The organism is Neoaquamicrobium sediminum (assembly GCF_013240295.1).
Lineage (GTDB): Bacteria > Pseudomonadota > Alphaproteobacteria > Rhizobiales > Rhizobiaceae > Aerobium > Aerobium sediminum.
This window is the reverse complement of the sequence record NZ_JABETK010000002.1, coordinates 887,258-910,371: the sequence shown is the minus strand read 5'-3', so window position 1 is coordinate 910,371 and position 23,114 is coordinate 887,258. Positions and strand designations below refer to the sequence as shown.

Below are 23,114 nucleotides of genomic sequence, written 5' to 3'. Positions count from 1 at the left end.
CATGGCTGGCCTGCTGCCGGTTGACGAAGCGCTGCGCCGGCTGCTCGACGATGTGACGGCCCTGCCTCACGAAGATATCACGATTGGTGAGGCCGCGGGGCGTGTTCTGGCCGCTGCAGTCGAGGCACGGCGGACGCAGCCGCCCTTCCCCGCTTCGGCGATGGATGGTTATGCCGTGCGCGCGGCGGACACCACCGACCCGTCCACTGCTTTGAAGGTTATCGGTCAATCGATAGCCGGCAAGCGCTTCGATGGCGCGGTCGGCGCCGGCCAGGCCGTACGCATCTTCACAGGCGCGCCTGTCCCCGAAGGCGCGGACGCGGTTCTGCTGCAGGAAGATGCCGAGCAGGACGAAGACGGGCGAACCATCCGCGCCAGCGAAGCGGTCACCCCTGGCCGTCACGTAAGGGCTGCAGGGCTCGATTTCCGGGCCGGCGACGTCCTTTTGGCCAAAGGCCGGGTGCTCGACGCGGCAGCGCTGTCGCTCGCAGCAGCCGGCAACCACCCGGTCCTTTCGGTGGTGCGCGCACCGATTGTGGCGATCCTGGCCACGGGCAGCGAGTTGCTGCCACCCGGTTCGGAACCCGGGCCCGACCAGATCATCGCATCGAACGGCTACGGGGTCGCGGCGCTGGCGCGCGACGCAGGTGCTCGGGTGCTCGACCTGGGCATCGCGCCTGACGATCGCAACGTGCTCGCCGCGCGCGTCCGTGAAGCGATCGCGGCCGGCGTGGATGTGATCGTGACGCTCGGCGGCGCTTCCGTCGGCGACCACGACCTCGTTCGCGAGGTTCTGGAACGCGAAGGCATGGCGCTCGACTTCTGGAAGATCGCCATGCGCCCCGGCAAGCCGCTGATGTTCGGCAGACTAGCCGAGACCCGTGTACTCGGCCTGCCGGGAAATCCGGTCTCAAGCCTCGTCTGCGCGCATCTGTTCCTGAAACCGCTGCTCGCGAGGCTTGGCGGCCGCCCACATGTTGCCGACATGAGGGAAGCCGTCCTTGGCGAAGCCATGAAGGCCAACGATCACCGGCAGGATTATGTCCGCGCGGCAGCGACGCATGAGGACGGGCGCCTCGTTGCAAGGCCGTTCGCCGTGCAGGATTCCTCGATGCTGACGACCCTGGCGCACGCCAACGCGCTCATCATCCGCGAACCGAACGTGGCCGCGTCGGAGGCAGGAGATACCTGCCGCGTACTGATGCTGCGCTGAGGCGGACCTACTCAACAAGTCCAACGCCAGACACGCAAGTTCACGATAATTTAAGCCGTTGCGGAACACAACTGGAACAGATAGTGTTTGTTCTGGTTTTGTTTATGGACTGATTCCCAAAAGGGGCAACAGAATGCTGACGCGCAAGCAACACGAACTGCTTCTCTTCATCCATGAAAGGCTGAAGGAAACTGGCATTCCCCCTTCCTTCGACGAGATGAAGGAGGCGCTCGACCTCGCTTCCAAGTCCGGTATCCACCGCCTGATTACTGCGCTCGAGGAGCGCGGCTTCATTCGACGCCTGCCCAACAGGGCGCGTGCACTGGAAGTCCTGCGGCTGCCGGATTCGATCGCGCCGGGCCTCAATGCGGCCAAAAGTTCTCGCCCAGCGTCATTCAGGGCAGTCTTGGCCGTGCGCCGGAGCCGTCTCGCATACAGGCAGCCAGCAATGACGACGATGCCGGTGCGGCCGTTGCCATTCCGGTGATGGGCCGGATCGCGGCCGGCGTGCCGATCGAGGCGATCCAGCACAAGACGCACTCGATCAGCGTTCCGCCGGAAATGCTTTCGGGCGGCGAGCACTATGCGCTCGAGGTCAAGGGCGACTCGATGATCGAGGCAGGCATCTTCGACGGCGACACCGTCATCATCCGCGACGGCCAGACCGCGAATCCCGGCGACATCGTGGTGGCTCTCGTCGACGATGAGGAAGCAACCCTCAAGCGGTTCCGCCGCAAGGGCGCCTCGATCGCGCTGGAGGCCGCCAACCCGGCCTACGAAACCCGCATCTTCGGCCCCGATCGCGTGAAGGTGCAGGGCAGGCTTGTCGGGCTCATCCGGCGTTATTGATCGGCCCTTAGACAAGGTCATGCTCGACTGAGGATGAGCATGAGGGGCGGATTGATCGAATCAAACCTATTGGGCTCGATGCACGTCAAGGAATAGCCCGTCCGGCAGCAGGATTCCCGGGCTATGCAGACCCTCCCTCATCCTGAGGTGCGAGCCCCTGGGTCTTGCCTTCGGCAAGCCCGAGGACAGGCTCCGCGAGCCTCGAATGACGCACCGATCAGCGCTTCCGCTGCAAAGGTATCGCGGCAGCCGGCGGGGTGTTACTCACCTTGCGATTTCTGCCAGGGTGGAAGTCCCCTCGCCTCGCGCGAATACTGCCGGTGCGCGTGCCAGGGCCGGTAGGGTTCGCGGATCGCGAAACGGATTTTCGGATGTAACGCCGGTCTTGCGGACGTGCGATTCCTGACACCCGCTTCTGTGCCACTGCTTGCTTCGGTTCCGCGTGTTTCGTCGGCGATGTCTTTCTCGAAAACGATCTCGGCGCTCCCACGGCGGGCCAGATCACGCTTGGTGATGACGGTGACGCTGCTGCCGCGACAGGGACTGTTCGCCGTTGCGTCGTCGATGACGATGAGGCTCGCATAAGAACACGCAGTCGAAGCCGTTCGTTCGCCGTCGGCGTGAACGACTGTGGCGCCGCTGCCGTGGCGTGCTACGCAAAGCCCTTCCCGGCACTGGAATGGCAATGCACCCTGATCATCCGCAGGTATGACAGACGGCACCCCGGTGTCACCTTCCACAGGCCGTGCAACATCGCCCGCATTCGCAGCCCGCTGCCAGTTCTGGAAGGTGAAGGTGCTTGGTCGTTGGCGGTTTACGGCGAGTCTGCCGTCGCCGAGATCGACCGCAACAAGCCGCGCGTCCTCGGAGACGTAGACGTGAGGCAGTTGGCGTGTCGCGATGAGCAACGCGCCGGCGACGAGCAGCGGAAGCGCTGCCCAGCGTAGTGCGCTGCCGGCCATGGTCAGGATCGCCAATGCCGCCGTCAGTACAAGCACCGCCGAAAGCGGGACCGCGCCGGTGGCATCGAATGCCGATCGCTCCGCGAGCCACAGGGCTATCGAATTCATCGCGGATATGCCCATCCCCATCGCATACAGCGCCAGCCCTTCCAGGCCGAAGGGCATCAACAGGCATGCGAAAACCGCCGCCGGCATGACGATCGCGGAAACGAATGGCATCGCCGCAAGGTTGGCGACGAGGCCGAGCGGCGAGACCTGCTGGAAATGCCATACTGTGAAAAGCGCCGTCGCGAGGCCGGCTACGACTGACGTCAGCGACAGTCCCGAGACGTATTTCATGCCCGTTGTGAAGGCCAGCCGCAAGGGACCGTACTTTGCGGCCTGTCGGCGCGGCGTCCGCCTTTCACGGTACGAGGCCCAGGCCGCGTAGGCCGCCACGAGCGCGGCGGTTGCAGCAAACGACATATGGAAGCTCGGCCCCATCACCTCATGCGGGGCGATCAGCAGGATGATGACGGCCGATATGGCAAGGTTGCGCATCGTGAGCGCCGCGCGGTCGACCATGACGGCAAGCAGCATCACCGCAAGCATGGTGAAGCTGCGCTGCGCTGCAATGCCTGCGCCCGAAATGACGAGGTAGGCCGCCGTGGCGGCGAGCGCGCCGAAGGCGGCATATTTCTTCGCCGGCTGTCGCGAGGAAAAGCCCGGTGCAAGCGCAAAGGCGGTGCGCAATCCAAACATCACAGTCCCGGCCACCAAGGCCATATGCAGGCCGGAGATGGAGATGACGTGATAGAGCCCAACTACGCGGAGCGCCTCGTTCATCTCTTCCGGTATGCCTGCGCGGATACCGGTAATCAGTGCGGCCGCGATCGCGCCCTCAGGGCCGCCGATGCTGGCCGCGATGTCCTGCGCCATGCGCGTACGCCAGCCCTCGACCCATGCGGCGGCAGCAGTCATCAACCCGGGTTTGTCTGTCGTTTCCACGAGCTCCGGATTTCTGAGGAAAAAGCCGACCGCGCCGATACCGTCGAAGTAGCTGTTGAAGGCAAAGTCATAGCTTTGCGGGCGGACTGGCCCGGAAGCAGGAATCAGCCGGACAAGACCTTGCACGGCATCTCCAGGCCGTAATGTTTCTGGCACCGCGCGGGCGGTTGCACGAACGCGATCCGGCGCATAACGAAGCACCGGCCGCTCGGTGGCGATGACATCGAGCGTCAGGCGGATGCGGCCTGATGCCTGCTGTTCGATGCGCACAACGCGGCCGGTCAGGCGCGTCGAAATCTCGGAACCGAGCATCTGCGTGCCAGCCCGCCATGTCTCGAATTTCGCGGCAAGAACGCCTGTGAGCGTGATCAACACCGCGAGCAATGCCATCCGTAGTCCAGGCCGGTTTGCGAGCGCGAGTGACAGCGCCGCGAGCAGACCGGTGGCCAGAAGCAGGCCGCCAAGTCCTGGCTCGGCCGGTGCCGAGAAGTAGAAAAGCGCGCCTAGCGCGATGAAAACCGGCACGAAGACGAACGCGGTGCCATGCTCAAGCTCGCTGTCGAAGCTGCGGCGCAGCACAGGACCGAGCCTGGCAAGCGGAGTGAGACTGCTTGTCGGTACGGGTGGCGACGGCGCCCGCAGGGTTTGCGGAAGATGGACTTCGGGGGCAGCATTTTCAGGCGCGACGACACGCGCGCCGAACTGAAGGCGCTCGTCCTGTCGCGTCGCCGTCTCCCCGTCCATGCGGCGCTCCCCACCCGGTAATCGCTTGCACGCCGAAGCCTCTATGCTACATGAGCCCCATCAAAACACCACAGGCGCAGCCGCTGCGCGCCCTCATCCGTTTCCGGGGAAGAACAAATGTCCGACAAGGTCGTCACCCGTTTTGCGCCGTCACCCACCGGCTACCTGCATATCGGCGGCGCGCGCACCGCGCTTTTCAACTGGCTGTTCGCCAAACACACCGGCGGCAAGATGCTGCTGCGTATCGAGGATACCGACCGCGAGCGGTCGACCGATGCGGCAACGGCGGCGATCCTCGACGGCCTCTCCTGGCTCGGTCTGGGTTGGGACGGGGAACCCGTCTCCCAGTTCGAACGCGCGCAGCGTCATCGCGAGGTGGCCGAACAGCTCGTGCGCAACGGCAAGGCCTATCGGTGCTACGCCACGCAGGCGGAGCTTGAGGAGATGCGCGAGAAGGCGCGCGCCGAGGGCCGTCCGCCGCGCTATGACGGACGCTGGCGCGACCGCGATCCCTCGGAGGCCCCGGCAGGCGTGAGGCCCGCCATCCGCATCAAGGCGCCTACAGACGGCGAGACGATCGTGCGCGACCGAGTGCAGGGCGACGTCAAGTTCCCCAACAAGGATCTCGATGATTTCATCATCCTGCGGTCTGACGGCAACCCGACCTATATGCACGCCGTCATCGTGGACGATCACGACATGGGCGTGACCCATATCATTCGGGGCGACGATCACCTGACCAACGCTGCGCGCCAGACGGTCATCTACAACGCGATGGGCTGGGATGTGCCGGTGATGGCGCATATCCCGCTGATCCACGGCCCGGACGGGGCGAAGCTCTCCAAGCGCCACGGCGCACTGGGTGTCGAGGCCTATCGCGCGATGGGCTATCTGCCTGAAGCGCTGCGCAACTATCTCGCGCGCCTCGGCTGGAGCCATGGCGACGACGAGGTCATGTCCACCGCGCAGATGATCGAGTGGTTCGAGATCGAGGACGTCAACAAGGGGGCCGCGCGCTTCGACTACCAGAAGCTGGAAGCCCTCAATGGCGTGCATATGCGCCAGAGCGATGACGCCGATCTTCTGGAGCAGTTCATCGCGACATTACCCTATATCGAGGAGCCCGGCGCCATTCCGCGCGAGCCGGACGCCGCGCAGCGGGCGATGCTGCTTGCCGCCCTGCCCGGCTTGAAGGAGCGCGCGAAGACGCTCGTCGAACTGGCCGACAGCGCGCAATATCTGTTCGTCCAGCGCCCCTTGTCGCTGGATGAGAAGGCAGCGCAGATTCTCGACGGCGACGCGCGCTCGGTGATCGCCGCGCTGCTGCCGGATTTTGAGGCGCTTGGCGAATGGTCCGCAGAAACAACGGAAGCCGTCGTGCGCGCCTATGCGGAAAAGGCGGGCCTCAAGCTTGGCAAGGTTGCGCAGCCGCTGCGCGCGGCCCTGACCGGCAGGGCTACATCACCCGGCGTTTTCGACGTGCTTGCCGTGCTTGGCCGGGAGGAAAGCCTCGGCCGGCTGCGCGATCAAAGCGTCTGAACGATTGTGGCGAAGTCGCGTTTTTGCGTTGCAACAATGTGACCTTGGGATAGCTTGGCACGCTCCCGCAAATCGGATAGCAAGAGCGCGCAATCGGAGCACGGTTGTTATGCGTCATAGCTGATCGGCGTCGAGGGCGGGCTAACGTACATTGAGAGGTGATAGGGATGACCAGTTCGACTGCAAAGCTTGAATTGAACGGCAAAGCCAGCGAATTCAAGGTACGAAAAGGCTCGGTCGGACCAGAGGTCATCGACATCAGCTCGCTCTACAAGGACACCGGGCTGTTCACCTACGATCCCGGTTTCACGTCCACCGCGAGCTGCGAATCGGAAATCACCTATATCGACGGCGATGCCGGCATGCTGCTGCACCGCGGCTATCCGATCGACCAGCTTGCGGAGCACGGCGACTTCCTGGAAGTGTGCTACCTGCTTCTCTACGGCGAGCTGCCGACGAAGGCGCAGAAGGACGATTTCGACTACCGCGTGACGCGCCACACGATGGTGCATGAGCAGATGACCCGGTTCTTCACCGGCTTCCGCCGCGACGCGCATCCGATGGCAGTCATGTGCGGCGTCGTCGGCGCTATGTCGGCGTTCTACCACGACTCCACCGACATCTCCGACCCGCACCAGCGCATGGTCGCCTCGATCCGCATGATCGCGAAGATGCCGACGATCGCCGCGATGGCGTACAAGTACCATGTCGGCCAGCCCTTCATCTATCCGAAGAACGAGCTGAACTTCGCCGCCAACTTCCTGCACATGTGCTTCGCCGTGCCGTGCGAGGACTATAAGGTCAATCCGGTGCTGGCGCGTGCCATGGAGCGCATCTTCATCCTGCATGCCGACCACGAGCAGAACGCGTCGACCTCGACGGTTCGGCTCGCCGGCTCTTCCGGCGCCAATCCATTCGCCTGCATCGCTGCCGGCATTGCCTGTCTGTGGGGCCCGGCGCACGGTGGCGCCAACGAGGCTGCGCTCAACATGCTGGCGGAGATTGGTTCCGTCGACCGCATCCCCGAGTTCATCGACCGCGCCAAGGACAAGAACGACCCGTTCCGCCTGATGGGCTTCGGCCACCGCGTCTACAAGAACTACGATCCGCGCGCCAAGATCATGCAGAAGACCACGCATGAGGTTCTGGGCGAACTCGGCATCAAGGATGATCCGCTTCTCGACGTGGCGATGGAGCTGGAAAAGATCGCGCTGACGGACGAGTACTTCATCGAGAAGAAGCTCTACCCTAACATCGACTTCTATTCCGGCATCACGCTCAAGGCGCTCGGCTTCCCGACCACTATGTTCACCGTGCTTTTCGCAGTCGCCCGTACGGTCGGCTGGATTGCCCAGTGGAAGGAGATGATCGAGGATCCGCACCAGAAGATCGGCCGTCCTCGCCAGCTCTACACCGGCCATGGCGAGCGCGACTACGTGCCGATCGCCAAGCGCTGATCGATACTTTCGAGACAAGAAGAAGGGCGCCGTTGGCGCCCTTTTTCATTCAGCCTGGCTTCTTCTCGAGGACCGCCAGCAGCGCTTCGGCTGCAAGTTCGCCTGATGGCCTGTCCGTTTCCATGGCTTTTCGGATGTCGGCGAAGCCGGCCATCTGGACAGCGCGGGCTGCCGTATCAGCGGTGAGCTGCTCAGTATAGCGTGCGAGCCGCCCCGGCCGGAGCTGGCCGTCGTAATATTCCGGCACGACTGGCCAGTCCGCAATCAGATTTGGCAGCGAAGCCGACCATGCCGTGATCATGCGGGCCATCACCGAACCGATGACGGGATCGGTGCGATAGCACGAGACGAACGGCACGCCGCACAGCGCCAGCTCCAGCGTCACGGTACCGGATGCGGCAATTGCGGCATCGGCCACGGCAAACGCCTGCCACTTCTCCTCGTCCCCATGGACGACGCGCGGACGCACCGGCCAGTCTGCCGTGCCAGCTTCCACCAGAGGCGCGACATGAGGCACTGTCGGGATCGTCACATCGAACAAATTGCCGCGCGCGGCAAGGATGCGCACGGCCTCGCCGAAGGGCTCAAGAAGCCGCTTGACCTCGCTACGACGCGAGCCGGGCAGGATCAGCAGCTTTTTCGGTTGATCCGTTGCGCGAGCCCGCGCCGCCTGTGCCTCGGCTGCGGCGACAATGCCTGGGTGGCGTACCAGCCGATGACCGACATAGGTGCCGTGCGGCCCGTCGAGATCGGCCAATGCCTTCGGCTCGAACGGCAGCAGGCACAGCACCTCGTCGATATAAGGCCGCATGGCTGGAGCCCGTCCGGGCCGCCATGCCCAGACGCTGGGGCAGACATAGTGGACAATCGGGATCGACGGGTCCGCCGCCCTCACCTTCTTCGCGACGCGCAAGGAGAAATCGGGGCTGTCGATGGTCATGAGGCAATCGGGCGCGGCGCGCACCACAGCCTGTGCTGTTTCGTTGAGGCGGCGCATAAGGCGAGGCAAGCTCGCGACAACAGCGCTCACGCCCATCAACGCGATCTCGGAGCTGTCGAACAAGGGGTCCAGGCCGAGCGCCTGTAGATGCCTGCCGCCGACGCCAACCAGTTCCACCTCATGTCCGGTACGCGCTGCCAATGCCCTCACAAGGTCCGCGCCAAGCAGGTCGCCGGATTCCTCGCCGGCAACGACTGCTATTCGCAAAGGCCTGGCCGGGGTCATTGATCGTCCTCCGGTTTCGCGGGCATTCCGACGACGAACAGGCCAAGTTCGTCGGCGCGGGCAATCGTCTTGTCGAAATCGAGGATGAAAGAGCGCCCGGCATCGACGGCAATGCCCGCCAAACCCGCCTTGTGGGCGCCCTCCACCGTCTGCGGGCCTATGGCGGGCAGGTCTGCGCGGCGCTCCTGAAGAGGCTTGCAGTGCTTGACGAGAACACCCCGCTTCTTGCCAGCCAGCCTTCCATGGCCGCGCATCTGCGCCGTGCGTTCAAGCAGTCCGTCCGTGCCCTCTATGCCTTCGAGAGCGATGGCGCGGCCGCCTATCGCAATCGCCGCCTGGCCTATATCGAGTCGTCCGATGGCAAGGGCGGCTTCGGAGGCCGCATCCAGGTCGCGGCGGTCGTGCGACGTAGGCGCCGCGCGCGTCAATGTGCCCTCGGGCGCAAGCAGGTCAGGCACTATCTCGTGCGGGCCCACCACTGAGATGTCATTGGCCTCCGCAATCTGGATGATTGTGCGCAGGAGCCCGTCGTCTCCGTGCAGCAGACCGGCCGCGACGCGGGGCAGCAGCGCCAACGTCGACAGGTTCCACCGAACCCGGCGCAAATTCGGGCGCCGGACGACGTTGCCCGACATGACCAGGCGTTTCACGCCGTGCTTCTTGAGAAGCGGCAACGCCTGGCCGAAATCCTCAACTGCGAGCACGGCCTGCTCTGCACCGTCAAAAGACTGCTCGTCGTCGACTTCCCCGGCAATCAGGATAACGAAAGGCTTTTCTCCGTGATCAAGGAGCGTCCGCACAACCGCGACTGGCAGTGCTCCGCCGCCGGCGATGACGGCGATGCGGCCGTCACGGCTTGCCTGCGCGTTCGGCTGGTCAGCCCTGGTCATCATCCGCGGCATCGTCGCCATCGAGCGGCGGTACGGCGAAGTGGCGCTTGCCGCGCTGCGTGATGAAGTCGACGATCTCAATGACCGCCGGCGAGCCGGCAAACTGCGCCCGCACGTCCTCGGCACTTTCGAGCAGGGGCTTTTCCGGCGAGAACAGGATGCGATAGGCCGCACGCAGGTTTGCAAGGTCGCTGCGCGCCATGCCCGAGCGCTTCAGGCCCACGACATTGAAGCCGCGCAGCTTCGCGCGGTTGCCAACAGCCATACCGTAGGGGATGACGTCCCCGACGACGGCGGAGCAGCCGCCAAGGAACGCACGGCGCCCCACCCGGACGAACTGATGGACTGCGGTCAGGCCACCGATAATGACGTAGTCGCCGATCTCGCAATGGCCGCCGAGCGTCGCGCCGTGTGTCAGTGTGACGTTGTCGCCGACGATGCAATCATGTGCCACATGCGAGTACGCAAGGAAGAAGCCGTTCGCGCCGACGGTCGTGGCACCGCGGCCGCTATCGGTGCCGACATTCATCGTCACGGATTCGCGTATGTCGCAGTTCTCGCCGATGGTCAGCGTCGTGCGGCCGCCCTTGTGCTTGGAATCCTGCGGCGGCCCGCCCAGCGCGGCGAATGCCTGCGCGCGGGTGCCCGCACCGACGGTGGTGGCGCCCGTTACCGAGACATGGCCGGCAAGGTGTACATTGTCACCGAGCACGACCTCTGCGCCCACATGGCAGAAGGGTCCGACATGGACACCGGCGCCCAGTTGCGCGCCTGGCTCCACGAAGGCGGTCTGGTGGATGAATGTTTCGCTGGTCATGATCCTGGGCGGCTCAGTTTGCCGGCTTGGGGGACATCATCGCCGATATTTCGGCCTCGGCAACCTTGGTTCCCTCGACGATTGCCTCGCAGGCGAAACGCCAGATATTGCCGCGCTGCTTGAGCTTCTTGACGTGGATTTCCAGGCGATCGCCCGGCACCACCGGACGGCGGAACTTGGCGTTGTCGATGGTCATGAAATAGACGAGAGAGGGCTTGTCCTCGCCTGTGGAACGAATGCAGATAGCGCCGGCCGTCTGTGCCATTGCTTCTACGATAAGCACCCCCGGCATCACCGGCTGCTCGGGAAAGTGCCCCTGAAAGTGGGGTTCGTTCGCCGTGACGTTCTTGATGCCGATCGCCGAATTGTCTCCGTCGATCTCCACGATCCGATCGACAAGCAGGAACGGGTAGCGATGCGGCAGCAGCCGCATCAGGCCAAGTATGTCGAGGCTGTCGAGCGAGTTGGCGGCTGCGGTGTCATTCATCCGCGGTCCCTTTCCCGTCTGGTCGTTTGTGAGTTTTCGGATCGTCGCGATCTCTCTGAACAGGCTCTTCAGCGGCTGTGCAGGTGCACCACCCCAGCGCGCGCCGGCCGGAACGTCGTTCATCACGCCGCTGCGCGCCGCGATGGCGGCGCCACTGCCGATGCTGATGTGGTCGGCAAGGCCGACACTGCCGCCCAGCATTACCCCATCGCCCAGCTGTACCGAGCCGGACAAACCGCAAAGACCGGCGATCAGGCAGAACCGACCGATCCGGACGTTGTGGGCGATCTGGACGAGATTATCGATTTTGGAGCCTTCGCCGATGATTGTGTCGGAAAGCGTGCCGCGGTCGACCGTAGTATTCGCGCCGATCTCGACATCGTCCTGTATGATGACCCGGCCGATCTGCGGGATCTTTTCCGGCCCGGATCGGCCCGCGGCAAAGCCGAAGCCATCCTGTCCAATCCGCACCCCGGCATGGATGATCACACGATTGCCGATCAGCGCGTTCTGAACCGATGCCCCCGGCCCCACGAAACTGTCGCGTCCGACTTGGCAGGAAGATCCTATCACCGCCGTCGGCGCAATGACTGTTCCACTGCCGATTGCAGCATGCGGACCTACGACAGCGCCGGCCTCGATAATCGCGCCGGGCTCGATGAGCGCATCGGGATGAACATGAGCACCCGGCGACACGCCGGTTTCGCCCGTCAACGGCGCAGGGCGCACGGCGGCAGGAAACATGATCCTGCCGATCGCAGCAAAATCGGATTGCGGCCTTGCCGAAACGACGATTGCACTGCCGTCGCGCACGGAACCGGCAACGTCTTCGGTGCAGAGCACGACCGAAGCCTCGATGGCCTCGAGTTTCGCCGCATTGCGCTTGCCGTCGATGAATATCAGGGCACCGGGACCGCCTTCGCCGGCTGAGACGAGCTTCGACACCTCGTTCTGAGCCAGCTGGGGCGTGCGGAGTTCCGCGCCCGTCAGCGTCGCGATCTCAACCGCTGTAAACCGGCGCGACGGTTCGAAGAATACCGGATCGGTCATGCAAACCTTCTCTTCCGGGCCGGTTGCCAGCCCGGAAGCGCCTTGCCCGTTTTCAGGGCACGGCCCGCTCCACATGGATCCAGGCCGCGCTCATCATCGTTCGTTGCGCAACGGACCTGCCGAAGCCGCCACAATGCCGGCACGACGCGCTAGAAACGGGTCGAGATACCGAAGCTGAAGTTCTGAATCTGGTCGCCTTCTTCCTTCATGACCGGCACGGCGTAGTCGACACGCAGCGGACCGAAGGGCGACGCCCAGATCAAGCTCGCACCCACCGATGCGCGCCACTCCATCTCGCTCCCGAGAACAGCACCCTGGCCGGTCAGCTTGTTGCCGTAGAGGGTCGCAGCGTCAGCAAAGGCGGCAGCACGCAGGCCGATGCCGGTCGGGATAAAGGGCATCGGAAACTGCACTTCGGCGGATGCATTGAAGTAGGTGGTACCGCCAAGGTGGTTGTAAACGGTGTTGCCGTTGCTATCGAGCGTCGTCTGATAAGGGCCGATACCGTTGCTCTTGAAGCCGCGGATCATACGATCATTGTTCTGGAAATGATCGAACACGCGCAGCCCGTCGTTGCCGTAGGAGGCGATGTGGCCGGCGCCCGCCGAAAGCAGACCGACAAGGTCCAGCTCCTCTGACAGAAGGTGGTAGTAGCTGCCGCGTGCGGTCAACTTGGTCCACTGCGCGTCGCCACCGAGACCAGCAACCTCGACAGTACCGTTGAGGTAGAGACCCTCGCGCGGATTGCGCATGTCATCGATCGTGTTGAACAGCAGCGTGCCACTGACCGAGGACTTGGTCCACGGGCTCTGGTTTTCAATCGCGTCCTTCAGGTAATCCGACAGAGTGCATCGCGGATCGTTCGGGATCGGATTGCCGTTATCATCAAGGCAGACGCCGCTGTAGACGTACTTTTCCTGCGTCAGGTTATAGGCAAACTGTGTGCTGAGCGCCTGCGTGATCGGCAGGCCGAAACGCACGGTGCCGCCGGTCAGTTCGCTGTCGTAACCCTGGTTGTACTCGCGCGTCTGGCGATAGATATCGAAGCCAGCGCTGATACGACGCCCGAGGAAATACGGCTCCGTAAACGAGACGGTGTAGTCGCGAGAATTCCTGCCGCCCGCCATCGAGAGGCGGATCGACTGGCCGCGCCAAGGAAGTTGCGCTCTGCGATCGAGCCTTCGACGCTGAAGCCGGAGGTTGCCGAATTGCCGGTCGTGTAGCCGCCACCGACGGACAGCTCACCGGTCGACTTCTCGATGACGTCGACAACCAGGATGACGCGATCCGGCTCGGAACCGGGTGCGGTTGCTATGTTGACCGTCTCAAAGAAATCAAGCCTTTCCAGCCGGCGCTTTGCGCGCTGGATGAGAACCTGGTTGAACGCGTCGCCTTCGCTGAAGTCAAATTCACGACGAATCACATAGTCGCGCGTGCGCTGGTTGCCGCGAATCTCGATACGCTCGATGTAGGCGCGCGGCCCCTGGTCAATCGTATAGACGACGGAGATCGTCTGATTCTCGAAATTGCGGTCGCCGCGTGGGGTTACCTGCGCGAACGCATAACCGAGATCGGCAACGCGCTCGGAAAGGCCGACCAGCGAGTCCTCGACCGCCTTGGCGCTGTAGTAGTCGCCGCTACGGGATTCGAGCTGGTTGCGCAGTGCCTGACCATCCAGGCCGTCGACGGTGCTCTCCACTTCGATGGAGCCGAAGCGATAACGCTGGCCTTCGTCCACCGTGAAGCTGACGCGATAGGAATTCGCCGCCTCGTCGAACTCGCCAAAGGCCGAGATGACACGGAAGTCAGCGAAGCCGCGATTGTAGTAGAAGCGGCGCAGCGCCTCCTCGTCGGCACGCAGCCGGTCCTCGTCATAGATGTCGTTGCGGGTCAGCCACGACATGACGTTTGACTGCTTGAGCGAAATCACCTCGCGCAGGCGGCCGTCGGAGAAGGTGTTGTTACCCTCGAAGCTGACCGAAGCGATCTTCGTGCGATCGCCTTCCTGAATATTGAAGACGACGTTGACGCGGCCCTGGCCGAGGTCGACGACCTCCGGGGAAACGGTTGCGTCTTCACGGCCGGTACGGCCGTATGCCTGACGGATCGTCTCGGCGTCGGCTTCCATCATCGCGCTGGAATAAGCGCCGCGCGGACGAAGCTGGATCTGACGACCGAGGTCGGCGTCCTTAAGACGCCGGTTACCCTGGAACAGAACCTGGTTGACGATCGCGTTCTCGTCGACGCTGACGATCAGCGTCGAGCCCGACTGGTTGATGCGCACATCCGAGAACATGCCCATCGAGAACAGCCGCTTGACCGCTTCATCGACGTCGGCGTTGCTGAAATTCTGGCCGGGACGAATGCCGGTGTTATTGCGGATGGTTTCGGCATCCACGCGGCGGTTGCCGCGAACCTCGATGCTGCTCACGACGGCGGCCTGCGCGACCGTCGTCGATGCAAGCTGCAACGCGCCGGCGCCGGATACTATGAATCCGACCGAAAGGGCGGCCGCCGAAGCGGCGCTCAACAAACTGGAAGCTGCCTTCATTGGGCTTTAAAACCTTTTATTCTCGTAGTCCCCACGGCGAGAAACCCGGACGTCGCGGTCAATTCTGCTACCGTATTACCCGTATTTTCCATACACGCAAGGCTTCGGGTTAACATGCGTTTACTAAATCCCCGAGCGTGGCTTTCGCGTCACTCCAATTCGACCCCATGGTAAACGAGCGGTCAACCGAAACGCCAAGTCACGCATTTTCTTCACATTTCAGCAACCGAATAGGTCGTTCCAGAACACGAACACCATAAAGGCCAGCACAAGCACAAGGCCGATTCGGTAGACCATCTCCATGATCCGTTCCGACACCGGGCGCCTCATGACGGCCTCGACCCCATAGAACACCAGATGCCCGCCGTCGAGAGGCGGAATCGGTAGCAGGTTCAGAAAGCCGATGCCCACGGAGAGCAAGGCAACAAGCTGCACCAGCCATTCGAAGCCGAGCGCGGCCGCCCTGCCCGCCATATCGGCGATCTTCACCGGTCCGCCGAGCTGGCAGCGGTCTTCGCGCCCCACCGCAAAGCGCTGCAGGAATTGGCCGGTTCGGGCGATGATGAACCCGGTCTCCTTCACTGCCTCTCCGACCGCTTCGACCGGATTGAAAGTCAGATGTCGCGGCTGGCCGAGTTCGGCATTGTTAACAACGCCGATGACGCCGACGCGGATGGTATTGCCGAGCGCGTCTTCCTGTTCCACGACTTCCGGCGTCGCCGTCAGCGTCACTTCCGCGCCGTCGCGAAGCATCACGAAAACGATGGAGTCGCCGGCACGGCCCGAGACCAGGCGCTGTACATCGCCGAACGTGTCGATACGTCGCCCGTCAACCGAGACGAACCGGTCGCCTGGCTGGAAGCCCGCAACATCGGCCGGGCTGTCGGCCCGCACCTCCGCAACGGTCGGTTCGGCGACATAACGGCCATACATCGAAAACATCACCGTAAACACGGCGATCGCCAGTAGGAAATTGAACAGAGGGCCGGCAAAAACGGTCGCGGCACGTTTCCAGACCGGCTGCAGATGGAACGCCACCTTGCGTTCCTCGGCGCTCAGCGAGTCGTCTTCCTCGCGGTTCGACGGTTCGCTGGTGACGCTCATATCACCGACGAACTTGACGTATCCACCCAGTGGAATCGCGGAAAGCTTCCAGCGCGTTCCACGCCTGTCGTTGAAACCCAGAAGTTCCGGCCCGAAGCCTATCGAGAACTCTCGTACCCCGATGCCGCACCAACGGCCGACAAGGTAGTGACCCATCTCATGGACGAACACGACCACGGTCAAAACGAACAGAAAGGGGATTACGGTCGTGATGACGATATTGTCGAAGCTGAAGAATGTGGTCAGAAATTCGTTCAAGACGTCCCCTTACCCTTTTGGCACGCAACTCTGTCGTCTCTTAGCGCAACAATACCGGCGAATCCGTGTCCGAAACTGACGCGATTTTTCGTTACTGCAAACGCTTGAGCGTCAGCGACCGAACAGCGCATTTGCGGGCGCGTCCAGTCCGGAAGCAGCCGCACCGATAACGAAAAGCATGAAGGCAGCGGCGACAAGCCCATCGACACGATCCATCACACCACCGTGACCCGGGATGAGTCCGCTCGAATCCTTGGTGCCGAACCGGCGCTTGAGCGACGATTCGAAAAGGTCGCCAATCTGTGAGACGATCGAAAGGATCAAGGCCAGAGCTGCCGTCGCCAGCACACCCCAGACTATGCCTGCATAGAGCGCGACCGCACCGCCGGCGACGATACCGGCAATCGTTCCGCCGATAGCACCGCTCCAGGTCTTGCCCGGCGAAATCGAGGGCGCGAGCTTTGGGCCGCCGATCGCGCGTCCGACGAAATAGGCGAGAATGTCGGTCGCCCATACAATGGCGAAAAGGAAAAGCGTCGCGGCGAGCCCAGCCCCATCGTCGCTACGCAGTGCGGCAAGCGAGATCGCGGAGAGCCCCGCATACGCCACGCCAGCAACCGGCCAGAACCGCCGCTGGTCGTAGGCCGCATGCGCTGCGCCGACGATAACTGCCACCACAAGGGCGATAAGCAGCGTTGCCGCCGGCACGCCAGCCAGCAGCATGACAAGAACGACAGCAAGAAGGCCCCACAGAACGATGCGGTGTGCGGTAGCATCTCGCGGCGACGCCATTGCCGTCCATTCATAGAGGACCGCACCGGCGATCCCTGCACAGAGAATGCGATACCAGAATCCACCGGCCCAGGTCAGGACCAGCACCACCGCTACGAGCACGATGGCGGACAAGACGCGCTGCTGCAAATTGCTCCGGCCTGCGCCCTTTGTCATAGGGCGACGTCGCGGGCGGTCACGCCGCCAAACCGACGCTCGCGCGCGGCAAAGCTCTCGATTGCCTGTTCGAGTTCGGCAAGGCCGAAGTCCGGCCAGTAGCAGGGCATGAACACCAGTTCGGAATAAGCCGCCTGCCAAAGCAGAAAATTGGACAGCCGCTGCTCTCCACTCGTGCGGACGATCAGGTCAGGGTCAGGGATCAGTTTCGTGTCGAGGAACTGGCCGAATGCCTCCGGCGTGATGTCGGCCGGATCGAGGGTGCCGGAGCGGACAGATTCCGCGACCGCCGCTGCCGCGCGGGCTATCTCGTCGCGGGCACCATAGTTGAAGGCGATCACGAGGTTCATCGACCGGTTGGCGACGGTCAGTGTCTCGGCTTCTTCGACGAGCGCCCTGATATCGGGGGCGAGGCTTGCCCGCTCGCCGATCATGCGCACACGCACGCCTGCCTGGTGGATTTCGGCAAGGTCGCGGCGAATGAATAGCTTAAGAAGGCCCATAAGGTCGCTGACTTCGGCCTTGGGCCGCGACCAGTTCTCCGAAGAGAACGCGTAAACGGTGAGCCATTCGATGCCGAGGTCGCCTGCGGCCCTCACCGTGCGGCGCAGTGCTTCCACGCCGGCGCGATGGCCGGCAGCGCGCGGCAGGCCGCGTGCCTTGGCCCAGCGGCCGTTGCCGTCCATGATGATCGCGATATGGGCGGGCTTCAAATCCCGTTTCCTTTCCGCGGGTCCCGCGCGCCGGAGCGACGCTCCGGCACAGGCGCGGTCAAACCTGCATGATCTCCGCTTCCTTCTCGGACAGAAGGCTGTCGATCGAGGTGATCGTGTCGTCGGTCAGTTTCTGCACACGTTCCGACTGGACGCGCGAGTCGTCCTGGCTGATCTCGCCGTCCTTCTCCGCCTTCTTGGCATTTTCCATGCCGTCGCGGCGAACATGCCTGGCGGCCACTTTCGCGTTTTCCGCGTACTGGTGCGCGATCTTGACCAGCTCCTTGCGGCGCTGCTCGTTGAGCTCCGGCAGCGGGATGCGAAGGTTCGTACCGTCGACGATCGGATTGAAGCCAAGATTGGATTCGCGGATGGCGCGATCGACGGCGCCGACAAGCTGCTTGTCCCACACCGAAACCGAGATCATGCGCGGTTCGGGCACCGTCACCGTCGCGACCTGGTTGATGGGCATGGGCGCGCCGTAAGCCTGAACCTGGATAGGGTCGAGCAGGTTCGCGGAAGCGCGGCCCGTGCGCAGCGATGCCAGATCGTGCTTGAACGCACTGATCGCACCTTCCATGCGTCGCTGCAGGTCCTTGAAATCAATTCCGGTGCTCATCTCAACCCTCCGCTTCCGGCGTCGCCGGTCGTTCTCTGTGGTGTTCTTCGGCGGACGCCGTCAGGCTTCGCTGACGACTGTGCAGCGGCCTTCGCCACGCAAAATGGCACCGAAACCACCTTCTTCATGAATCGAATAGACGATTATCGGAATGTTGTTCTCGCGTGCAAGTGCAATTGCGGCCGTATCCATGATCGACAGGCCGTTGCGCAACACTTCCTGATGGGTGATGCGGTCGTAGCGCTTGGCGGCCGGATCCTTCTTCGGGTCCGCCGTATAGACGCCGTCCACCTGGGTGCCCTTGAACAGCGCATCGGCGCCGATCTCGGCGGCGCGCAGCGCGGCTGCGGAATCGGTCGTGAAGAACGGATTTCCCGTTCCGCCGGCAAAGATCACAACCTTGCCCTGGTTCATGTAGGCTGTTGCCTGGCGCTGAGAGAAGCTTTCGCAAAGCTCCGGCATGGCTATCGCCGAGAGAACCACCGCTTCGACGCCGATTTTGACCAGCGACGTCCGCAGCGCGAGGGAATTGATCACGGTGGCCAGCATGCCCATGTGGTCGCCGGTCACACGGTCGCCACCCTTGGAGGCCACTGCGACGCCGCGAAAGATGTTGCCGCCACCGATCACGACGCCAACCTCGACGCCCATGTCGCGCGCCTGCTTGATATCGGCGGCAATGCGATCGACGACGGAGACGTCGATACCGAAGCCCTGTTCACCCATGAGCGCCTCGCCGGAGGCTTTGAGAAGGACACGGCGAAAGGCGGGTTTGGGGGCATGGGGTCCTCTTGGTCGGCTGATGCGAAGCTGCGATACACGAAGGGCGCCGCGATGTCACGCGGCGCCCTTCGAGCAGTTGCGATGATCTTCGGCCGGGGTCCGGCTATCTACAGCAGCTCCCCGGCGTTCGAAGCCTTTCGTCATGCCACCGGCATTACGAACTCGCCTCTGGCGAACCGGCTTCTCACCCCTTGGCTGCCGCTGCGACCTCGGCTGCGAAGTCGCTCTCTTCCTTCTCGATGCCTTCGCCAAGCGCGAAGCGCACGAAACCGGAGATCCTGGCTTCCGCGCCGATGTCCTTCTCGGCCGCCTTGAGGGCCTGCTCGACCGTCATATCGGGGTTCAGCACGAAAGCCTGCTTGAGCAGCACGACTTCCTCGTAGAACTTGCGCATGCGGCCTTCCACCATCTTCTCGATGATGTTCTCCGGCTTGCCGGATTCGCGCGCCTGGGCGGCGAAGATGTCCTTCTCGCGAGCAACCGCACCCGCATCGACTTCTTCGGCGGTCAGTGCCAGCGGGTTGGTAGCGGCCACGTGCATGGCAACCTGGCGGCCGAAGGCACGCGCAGCGTCTGCATCGCCTGTGGTTTCCACCGCCACGAGCACGCCCATCTTGCCGAGATTTTCGACGACGGCGTTGTGCACATAGGTGGCGACCGCGCCGTTGGACACGGAGAGCTTGGCGGAACGGCGCAGGCTCATGTTCTCGCCGATCGTGCCGATCGCGTCCTTGATCGTGTCGGAGACCGACTTCTGCGAGCCCGAATAGGTCGCGGCGGCAACGGCGTCGACGGAACCGTCGGTTGCAAGGGCAACCTGGGCGACATTGCGCACGATGTCCTGGAAGGCGTCGTTGCGGGCAACGAAGTCCGTCTCGGAATTGACCTCAACGACGACCGCCGAAGTACCCTCGGACGCGACGCCGATCAGGCCCTCTGCGGCCGTACGTCCGGCCTTCTTGTCAGCCTTGGAGATACCCTTCTTGCGCAGCCAGTCGACGGCGGCCTCGATGTCACCATTGGTTTCGGCCAGGGCCGCCTTGCAGTCCATCATGCCCGCGCCGGTCATGTCGCGCAGTTGTTTGACCTGTGCAGCAGAAATGCTCATTGTCGCCTCTTCAGTTTCCGTATCGTTCAAAGGCAAGGCGCACCGTGGGTTCTTCCAGGTGCGCCTGCCGAAGGTTCAGGTTTCAAGACCGCCGAAGCGGCCGGCAGGATCACGCGCCCTTGTTTTCCTCTGCGGGCGTCTCGTCCAGGGTCGGCTCGGTCGGAGCTTCTTCGGAAGCGCCGACGTCCACGCCCATGGCGCCCTGCTGGCGGGCGATGCCGTCAATGGCAGCCTTGGAGATCAGGTCGCAATAGAGCTGGATCGCGCGGGCGGCGTCGTCGTTGCCCGGGATCGGGTAGTCTACCTTGTCCGGATCGCAGTTGGAATCGATGATCGCCACGACCGGGATACCGAGGCGCTTGGCCTCCTGAATCGCGATCGCTTCCTTGTTGGTGTCGATCACGAACATCAGGTCTGGGGTCGAGCCCATGTCCTTGATGCCGCCGAGGGCCTTGTCGAGCTTCTCGCGCTCGCGCTCCAGGTTGAGACGCTCCTTCTTGGTGAAGCCCTGGGCGTCGCCGGCGAGGAGTTCGTCGAGCTTGCGCAGACGGGAGATCGAGTTCGAGATCGTCTTCCAGTTGGTCAGCATGCCGCCGAGCCAGCGCGAGTTGACGTAGTACTGCGCCGAACGGGAGGCCGCATCCGCGACGATGTCCGAAGCTTGGCGCTTGGTGCCGACGAAGAGCACGCGGCCACCACGGGCCACGGTGTCGGAAACCAGCTTCAGCGCCTGGTGCAGCAGCGGAACCGTCTGCGAGAGGTCGATGATGTGGATGTTGTTGCGGGCGCCGAAGATGTAGGGCGCCATTTTCGGGTTCCAGCGGTGGGTCTGGTGGCCGAAGTGAACACCAGCCTCGAGAAGCTGGCGCATGCTGTAATCAGGCAGAGCCATTGTCTTATCCTTTTCCGGTTTGCCTCCACGGACCATTGACGGATGGGATCGCTCCCGCTCCGCCACCGGAGGTCTCAGCCGGATTTCTCCCGGACAGAGGCCAAAGCCCGTGTGTGGAATGTGCGCGCATATAGAGGCTAAGCGCGCAAAACGCAACCTGATGTGTGGCAGGTCATTCCGCCGCAGCCTGAATGACCGCCGCGCCGGATACCTTCCTCGGCTGGCGGACACGGCGGAACACATCGACGATCACGTCGCGGCCAACCGGCAGCGCGCCCATGCGCACGGCGCGGTCGCGCTCGAAGCCCGTCAGGTCGTAATGCGGCGCCGACGTCTTCGGCGGGCCCTGATAGGAATGGCGATGCACGCCGATTCTGGCGGCGAATCGGTGCAGCTCGGCCTCGTCATCGGCAAGCAGATGGCACCAGCGCCGGCCTGCCCAGGGCCAGATCGCATTGTCGACATAGACTGCCATCCGTGCGGTTGCCGCCGGTTATTCGGTGCAGGATTGCGGTTCGTCGAACAGCGCAAGGTCGACAAGCCGGCCGGTCATGGAAAAATCGCCGTAATCCATGACCAGATCGCGCGTCACGCCGTTCTCGTACAGCTTGAAGCTGATGCGGTAGGTAGGAAGCTCCTCGCCCTGCTCTTCCTTCATGTCGAAATACGCCACGTCCACCGGCCAGAACGGCTCCTCGGCCATCGGCGCCAGCGCCTTCTGCTCGGGGTCGTTCGCCGACGCCTTGGCCTCGCGGCCGATGATGACCGTCGTCGTCATGACTTGATCGGCCTTGTCGGAGCCGTCGAAAAGGGTCGTCTCGTAGAATGTCTCGCCGCTTTCCGCCTTTTTCAACAGTTCCAGAAGGTGCTGCGTCGGAAACTGGGTCGCCGCAAGGCGAATCTCCTGCGTTTCCGGCTTCTCGATGGAAACGACGGTCGCATCCGGCTTGGACGCCGGCGTCAGGCGCGCGGTGCCGCGCAGTTCCGTGTCCAGCGCCTCGTCGACGAAGGAGCGCGTAACGAAGCGGAAACTCTCGCCATCGCCATCCTCGTAGGTGGTCGTCTGCTGGTCGGTCACGCGCGACAGATCCGCGGTGTCAATCTGCGTGACGAAGCGAAACGTGACCGTATAGCCCTCGCAGGCGGACCCGTTGAACTCATAGACCATGCGGCCGGTGATGCCGGTGATCCCCGAGCGGTCGGATGCCTCGTCGAGGGTCAGGTCGTAGACGGCACGGTGCGGTATCAGGGCGCCCGCATGGGCGGGCACCACGGTTGCCGGAATGGCGGACAGGAAGGCAGGCAGGGCAAGGCGCACAATGCGCATGAACAAATCTCCGAAGCGCGGCGAGGTCCGCATTCTTTCTATTCACCACAGGAAATATTCGTGGCAGAAGCAGGGCGCTATCGGAAGCCGTTCCCTCGCCTGCCCCGCAGCATAAGGAATAGACCATGTCGGACACAATCCAAAAACGCCTCGACGCGCTAGGCGTGACCTTGCCCGCAGCGGCTGCGCCTGCGGCCAACTATGTGCCTTATGCCCAAAGCGGCAAGCTGCTGATGACGGCAGGCCAGTTGCCGCTCGAAGCCGGCAAGCTGGTAACCGGCCTGCTCGGTCGCGACCTCGACACCGAGGCCGGCAAGAAGGCGGCGAGGCTTTGCGCCATCAATATTCTGGCGCAGATCCAGGCAGCGACCGGCGATCTCGAGCAGATTGCACGCATCGTGAAGATCACTGTGTTTGTCGCCTCGGCCCCGGACTTCACGGAGCAGCACCTGGTTGCCAACGGCGCGTCGGACTTTCTGGCCGAGGCGCTTGGCGAACGCGGCAAGCATGCGCGCTCCGCCGTTGGCGTGGCGGTGCTGCCGCTCAACGCTGCGGTGGAAATCGAAGCCATCGCCGAACTCAAATAGCGAT

General features: G+C 63.3%; 18 protein-coding genes and 3 pseudogenes. 5 read left to right on the top strand and 16 right to left on the bottom strand.

Annotated features, from left to right (window positions below; genetic code table 11):
- The first annotated feature begins 1 nt into the window (after nt 1).
- Both HK436_RS16325 and lexA read left to right on the top strand, forming a co-directional pair.
- Nucleotides 2–1,213 (top strand): molybdopterin molybdotransferase MoeA, encoded by a 1,212-nt coding sequence (locus HK436_RS16325; protein WP_173191453.1) that lies wholly within the window; start codon nt 2–4, stop codon nt 1,211–1,213.
- 133 nt (nt 1,214–1,346) lie between these two features.
- Nucleotides 1,347–2,062 (top strand): annotated as a pseudogene (gene lexA / locus HK436_RS16320) (transcriptional repressor LexA).
- 260 nt (nt 2,063–2,322) lie between these two features.
- Here the strand turns inward: lexA and HK436_RS16315 are convergent.
- Nucleotides 2,323–4,755, bottom strand: coding sequence for a ComEC/Rec2 family competence protein (locus tag HK436_RS16315; protein WP_173191451.1), 2,433 nt, complete (start codon nt 4,753–4,755; stop codon nt 2,323–2,325).
- A gap of 117 nt (nt 4,756–4,872) precedes the next feature.
- Between HK436_RS16315 and gltX the strand changes: the two genes are divergently transcribed.
- Both gltX and gltA read left to right on the top strand, forming a co-directional pair.
- Nucleotides 4,873–6,294, top strand: a complete 1,422-nt coding sequence (gltX, locus tag HK436_RS16310; protein ID WP_173191449.1) for a glutamate--tRNA ligase — start codon at nt 4,873–4,875, stop codon at nt 6,292–6,294.
- 167 nt (nt 6,295–6,461) lie between these two features.
- Nucleotides 6,462–7,751 (top strand): citrate synthase, encoded by a 1,290-nt coding sequence (gltA, locus tag HK436_RS16305; RefSeq protein WP_173191447.1) that lies wholly within the window; start codon nt 6,462–6,464, stop codon nt 7,749–7,751.
- Nucleotides 7,752–7,800: 49 nt separating this feature from the next.
- Here the strand turns inward: gltA and lpxB are convergent, their stop codons facing one another.
- The 15 genes and pseudogenes from lpxB to HK436_RS16230 all read right to left on the bottom strand — a co-directional run bounded on the left by lpxB (nt 7,801) and on the right by HK436_RS16230 (nt 22,523).
- Nucleotides 7,801–8,976 carry a lipid-A-disaccharide synthase gene (gene lpxB / locus HK436_RS16300; RefSeq protein WP_173191445.1) on the bottom strand — a complete coding sequence of 392 codons (1,176 nt, stop codon included), beginning with the start codon at nt 8,974–8,976 and terminating at the stop codon, nt 7,801–7,803.
- Nucleotides 8,973–9,869, bottom strand: coding sequence for an LpxI family protein (locus HK436_RS16295; RefSeq protein WP_244648999.1), 897 nt, complete (start codon nt 9,867–9,869; stop codon nt 8,973–8,975). Before HK436_RS16295 ends, lpxB begins: the two co-directional genes overlap by 4 nt.
- Nucleotides 9,853–10,683 carry an acyl-ACP--UDP-N-acetylglucosamine O-acyltransferase gene (gene lpxA / locus HK436_RS16290; RefSeq protein ID WP_173191441.1) on the bottom strand — a complete coding sequence of 277 codons (831 nt, stop codon included), beginning with the start codon at nt 10,681–10,683 and terminating at the stop codon, nt 9,853–9,855. Before lpxA ends, HK436_RS16295 begins: the two co-directional genes overlap by 17 nt.
- Before the next feature lie 13 nt (nt 10,684–10,696).
- Nucleotides 10,697–11,170, bottom strand: coding sequence for a 3-hydroxyacyl-ACP dehydratase FabZ (gene fabZ / locus HK436_RS31485; RefSeq protein WP_173193543.1), 474 nt, complete (start codon nt 11,168–11,170; stop codon nt 10,697–10,699).
- A 30-nt stretch (nt 11,171–11,200) separates the two neighbouring features.
- Nucleotides 11,201–12,220 (bottom strand): annotated as a pseudogene (lpxD, locus tag HK436_RS16280) (UDP-3-O-(3-hydroxymyristoyl)glucosamine N-acyltransferase); the annotation flags it as partial.
- A gap of 149 nt (nt 12,221–12,369) precedes the next feature.
- Nucleotides 12,370–14,771, bottom strand: a pseudogene (bamA, locus tag HK436_RS16275) (outer membrane protein assembly factor BamA).
- Nucleotides 14,772–14,990: 219 nt separating this feature from the next.
- On the bottom strand, nt 14,991–16,133 hold the full coding sequence (rseP, locus tag HK436_RS16270; RefSeq protein ID WP_173191439.1) for an RIP metalloprotease RseP: 1,143 nt from the start codon (nt 16,131–16,133) through the stop codon (nt 14,991–14,993).
- 111 nt (nt 16,134–16,244) lie between these two features.
- Nucleotides 16,245–17,081: a phosphatidate cytidylyltransferase gene (locus HK436_RS16265; protein WP_173191437.1), complete on the bottom strand. Its 837-nt coding sequence runs from the start codon at nt 17,079–17,081 to the stop codon at nt 16,245–16,247.
- Complete coding sequence (locus tag HK436_RS16260) at nt 17,078–17,794, bottom strand: isoprenyl transferase (RefSeq protein WP_173191435.1); 717 nt, start codon at nt 17,792–17,794, stop codon at nt 17,078–17,080. The genes HK436_RS16265 and HK436_RS16260 overlap by 4 nt, the downstream gene beginning before the upstream one ends.
- A gap of 58 nt (nt 17,795–17,852) precedes the next feature.
- The gene (frr, locus tag HK436_RS16255) at nt 17,853–18,413 is read right to left on the bottom strand and encodes a ribosome recycling factor (protein WP_173191433.1); all 561 of its coding nucleotides are present in this window, start codon (nt 18,411–18,413) and stop codon (nt 17,853–17,855) included.
- 60 nt (nt 18,414–18,473) lie between these two features.
- Complete coding sequence (gene pyrH, locus HK436_RS16250) at nt 18,474–19,217, bottom strand: UMP kinase (protein WP_173193541.1); 744 nt, start codon at nt 19,215–19,217, stop codon at nt 18,474–18,476.
- A 163-nt stretch (nt 19,218–19,380) separates the two neighbouring features.
- Nucleotides 19,381–20,304: a translation elongation factor Ts gene (tsf, locus tag HK436_RS16245; RefSeq protein ID WP_173191431.1), complete on the bottom strand. Its 924-nt coding sequence runs from the start codon at nt 20,302–20,304 to the stop codon at nt 19,381–19,383.
- A 109-nt stretch (nt 20,305–20,413) separates the two neighbouring features.
- A complete protein-coding gene (gene rpsB / locus HK436_RS16240; protein ID WP_173191429.1) occupies nt 20,414–21,196 on the bottom strand; it encodes a 30S ribosomal protein S2 in 783 nt (260 codons plus the stop codon).
- Nucleotides 21,197–21,368: 172 nt separating this feature from the next.
- Nucleotides 21,369–21,671: a DUF4031 domain-containing protein gene (locus HK436_RS16235; RefSeq protein WP_173191427.1), complete on the bottom strand. Its 303-nt coding sequence runs from the start codon at nt 21,669–21,671 to the stop codon at nt 21,369–21,371.
- Between the two features lie 18 nt (nt 21,672–21,689).
- Complete coding sequence (locus tag HK436_RS16230) at nt 21,690–22,523, bottom strand: cell envelope integrity EipB family protein (protein WP_173191425.1); 834 nt, start codon at nt 22,521–22,523, stop codon at nt 21,690–21,692.
- Nucleotides 22,524–22,648: 125 nt separating this feature from the next.
- Here HK436_RS16230 and HK436_RS16225 point away from each other — a divergent pair, with 125 nt between their 5' ends.
- On the top strand, nt 22,649–23,110 hold the full coding sequence (locus HK436_RS16225) for a RidA family protein (protein WP_173191423.1): 462 nt from the start codon (nt 22,649–22,651) through the stop codon (nt 23,108–23,110).
- Nucleotides 23,111–23,114: the final 4 nt, after the last annotated feature.

Coding starts and splice junctions, on each gene's coding strand:
- HK436_RS16325 (WP_173191453.1), top strand. CDS start 2: ATGGCTGGCCTGCTGCCGGTTGACGAAGCGCTGCGCCGGCTGCTCGAC.
- HK436_RS16315 (WP_173191451.1), bottom strand. CDS start 4,755: ATGGACGGGGAGACGGCGACGCGACAGGACGAGCGCCTTCAGTTCGGC.
- gltX (WP_173191449.1), top strand. CDS start 4,873: ATGTCCGACAAGGTCGTCACCCGTTTTGCGCCGTCACCCACCGGCTAC.
- gltA (WP_173191447.1), top strand. CDS start 6,462: ATGACCAGTTCGACTGCAAAGCTTGAATTGAACGGCAAAGCCAGCGAA.
- lpxB (WP_173191445.1), bottom strand. CDS start 8,976: ATGACCCCGGCCAGGCCTTTGCGAATAGCAGTCGTTGCCGGCGAGGAA.
- HK436_RS16295 (WP_244648999.1), bottom strand. CDS start 9,869: ATGATGACCAGGGCTGACCAGCCGAACGCGCAGGCAAGCCGTGACGGC.
- lpxA (WP_173191441.1), bottom strand. CDS start 10,683: ATGACCAGCGAAACATTCATCCACCAGACCGCCTTCGTGGAGCCAGGC.
- fabZ (WP_173193543.1), bottom strand. CDS start 11,170: ATGAATGACACCGCAGCCGCCAACTCGCTCGACAGCCTCGACATACTT.
- HK436_RS16265 (WP_173191437.1), bottom strand. CDS start 17,081: ATGACAAAGGGCGCAGGCCGGAGCAATTTGCAGCAGCGCGTCTTGTCC.
- frr (WP_173191433.1), bottom strand. CDS start 18,413: ATGAGCACCGGAATTGATTTCAAGGACCTGCAGCGACGCATGGAAGGT.
- tsf (WP_173191431.1), bottom strand. CDS start 20,304: ATGAGCATTTCTGCTGCACAGGTCAAACAACTGCGCGACATGACCGGC.
- rpsB (WP_173191429.1), bottom strand. CDS start 21,196: ATGGCTCTGCCTGATTACAGCATGCGCCAGCTTCTCGAGGCTGGTGTT.
- HK436_RS16235 (WP_173191427.1), bottom strand. CDS start 21,671: ATGGCAGTCTATGTCGACAATGCGATCTGGCCCTGGGCAGGCCGGCGC.
- HK436_RS16230 (WP_173191425.1), bottom strand. CDS start 22,523: ATGCGCATTGTGCGCCTTGCCCTGCCTGCCTTCCTGTCCGCCATTCCG.
- HK436_RS16225 (WP_173191423.1), top strand. CDS start 22,649: ATGTCGGACACAATCCAAAAACGCCTCGACGCGCTAGGCGTGACCTTG.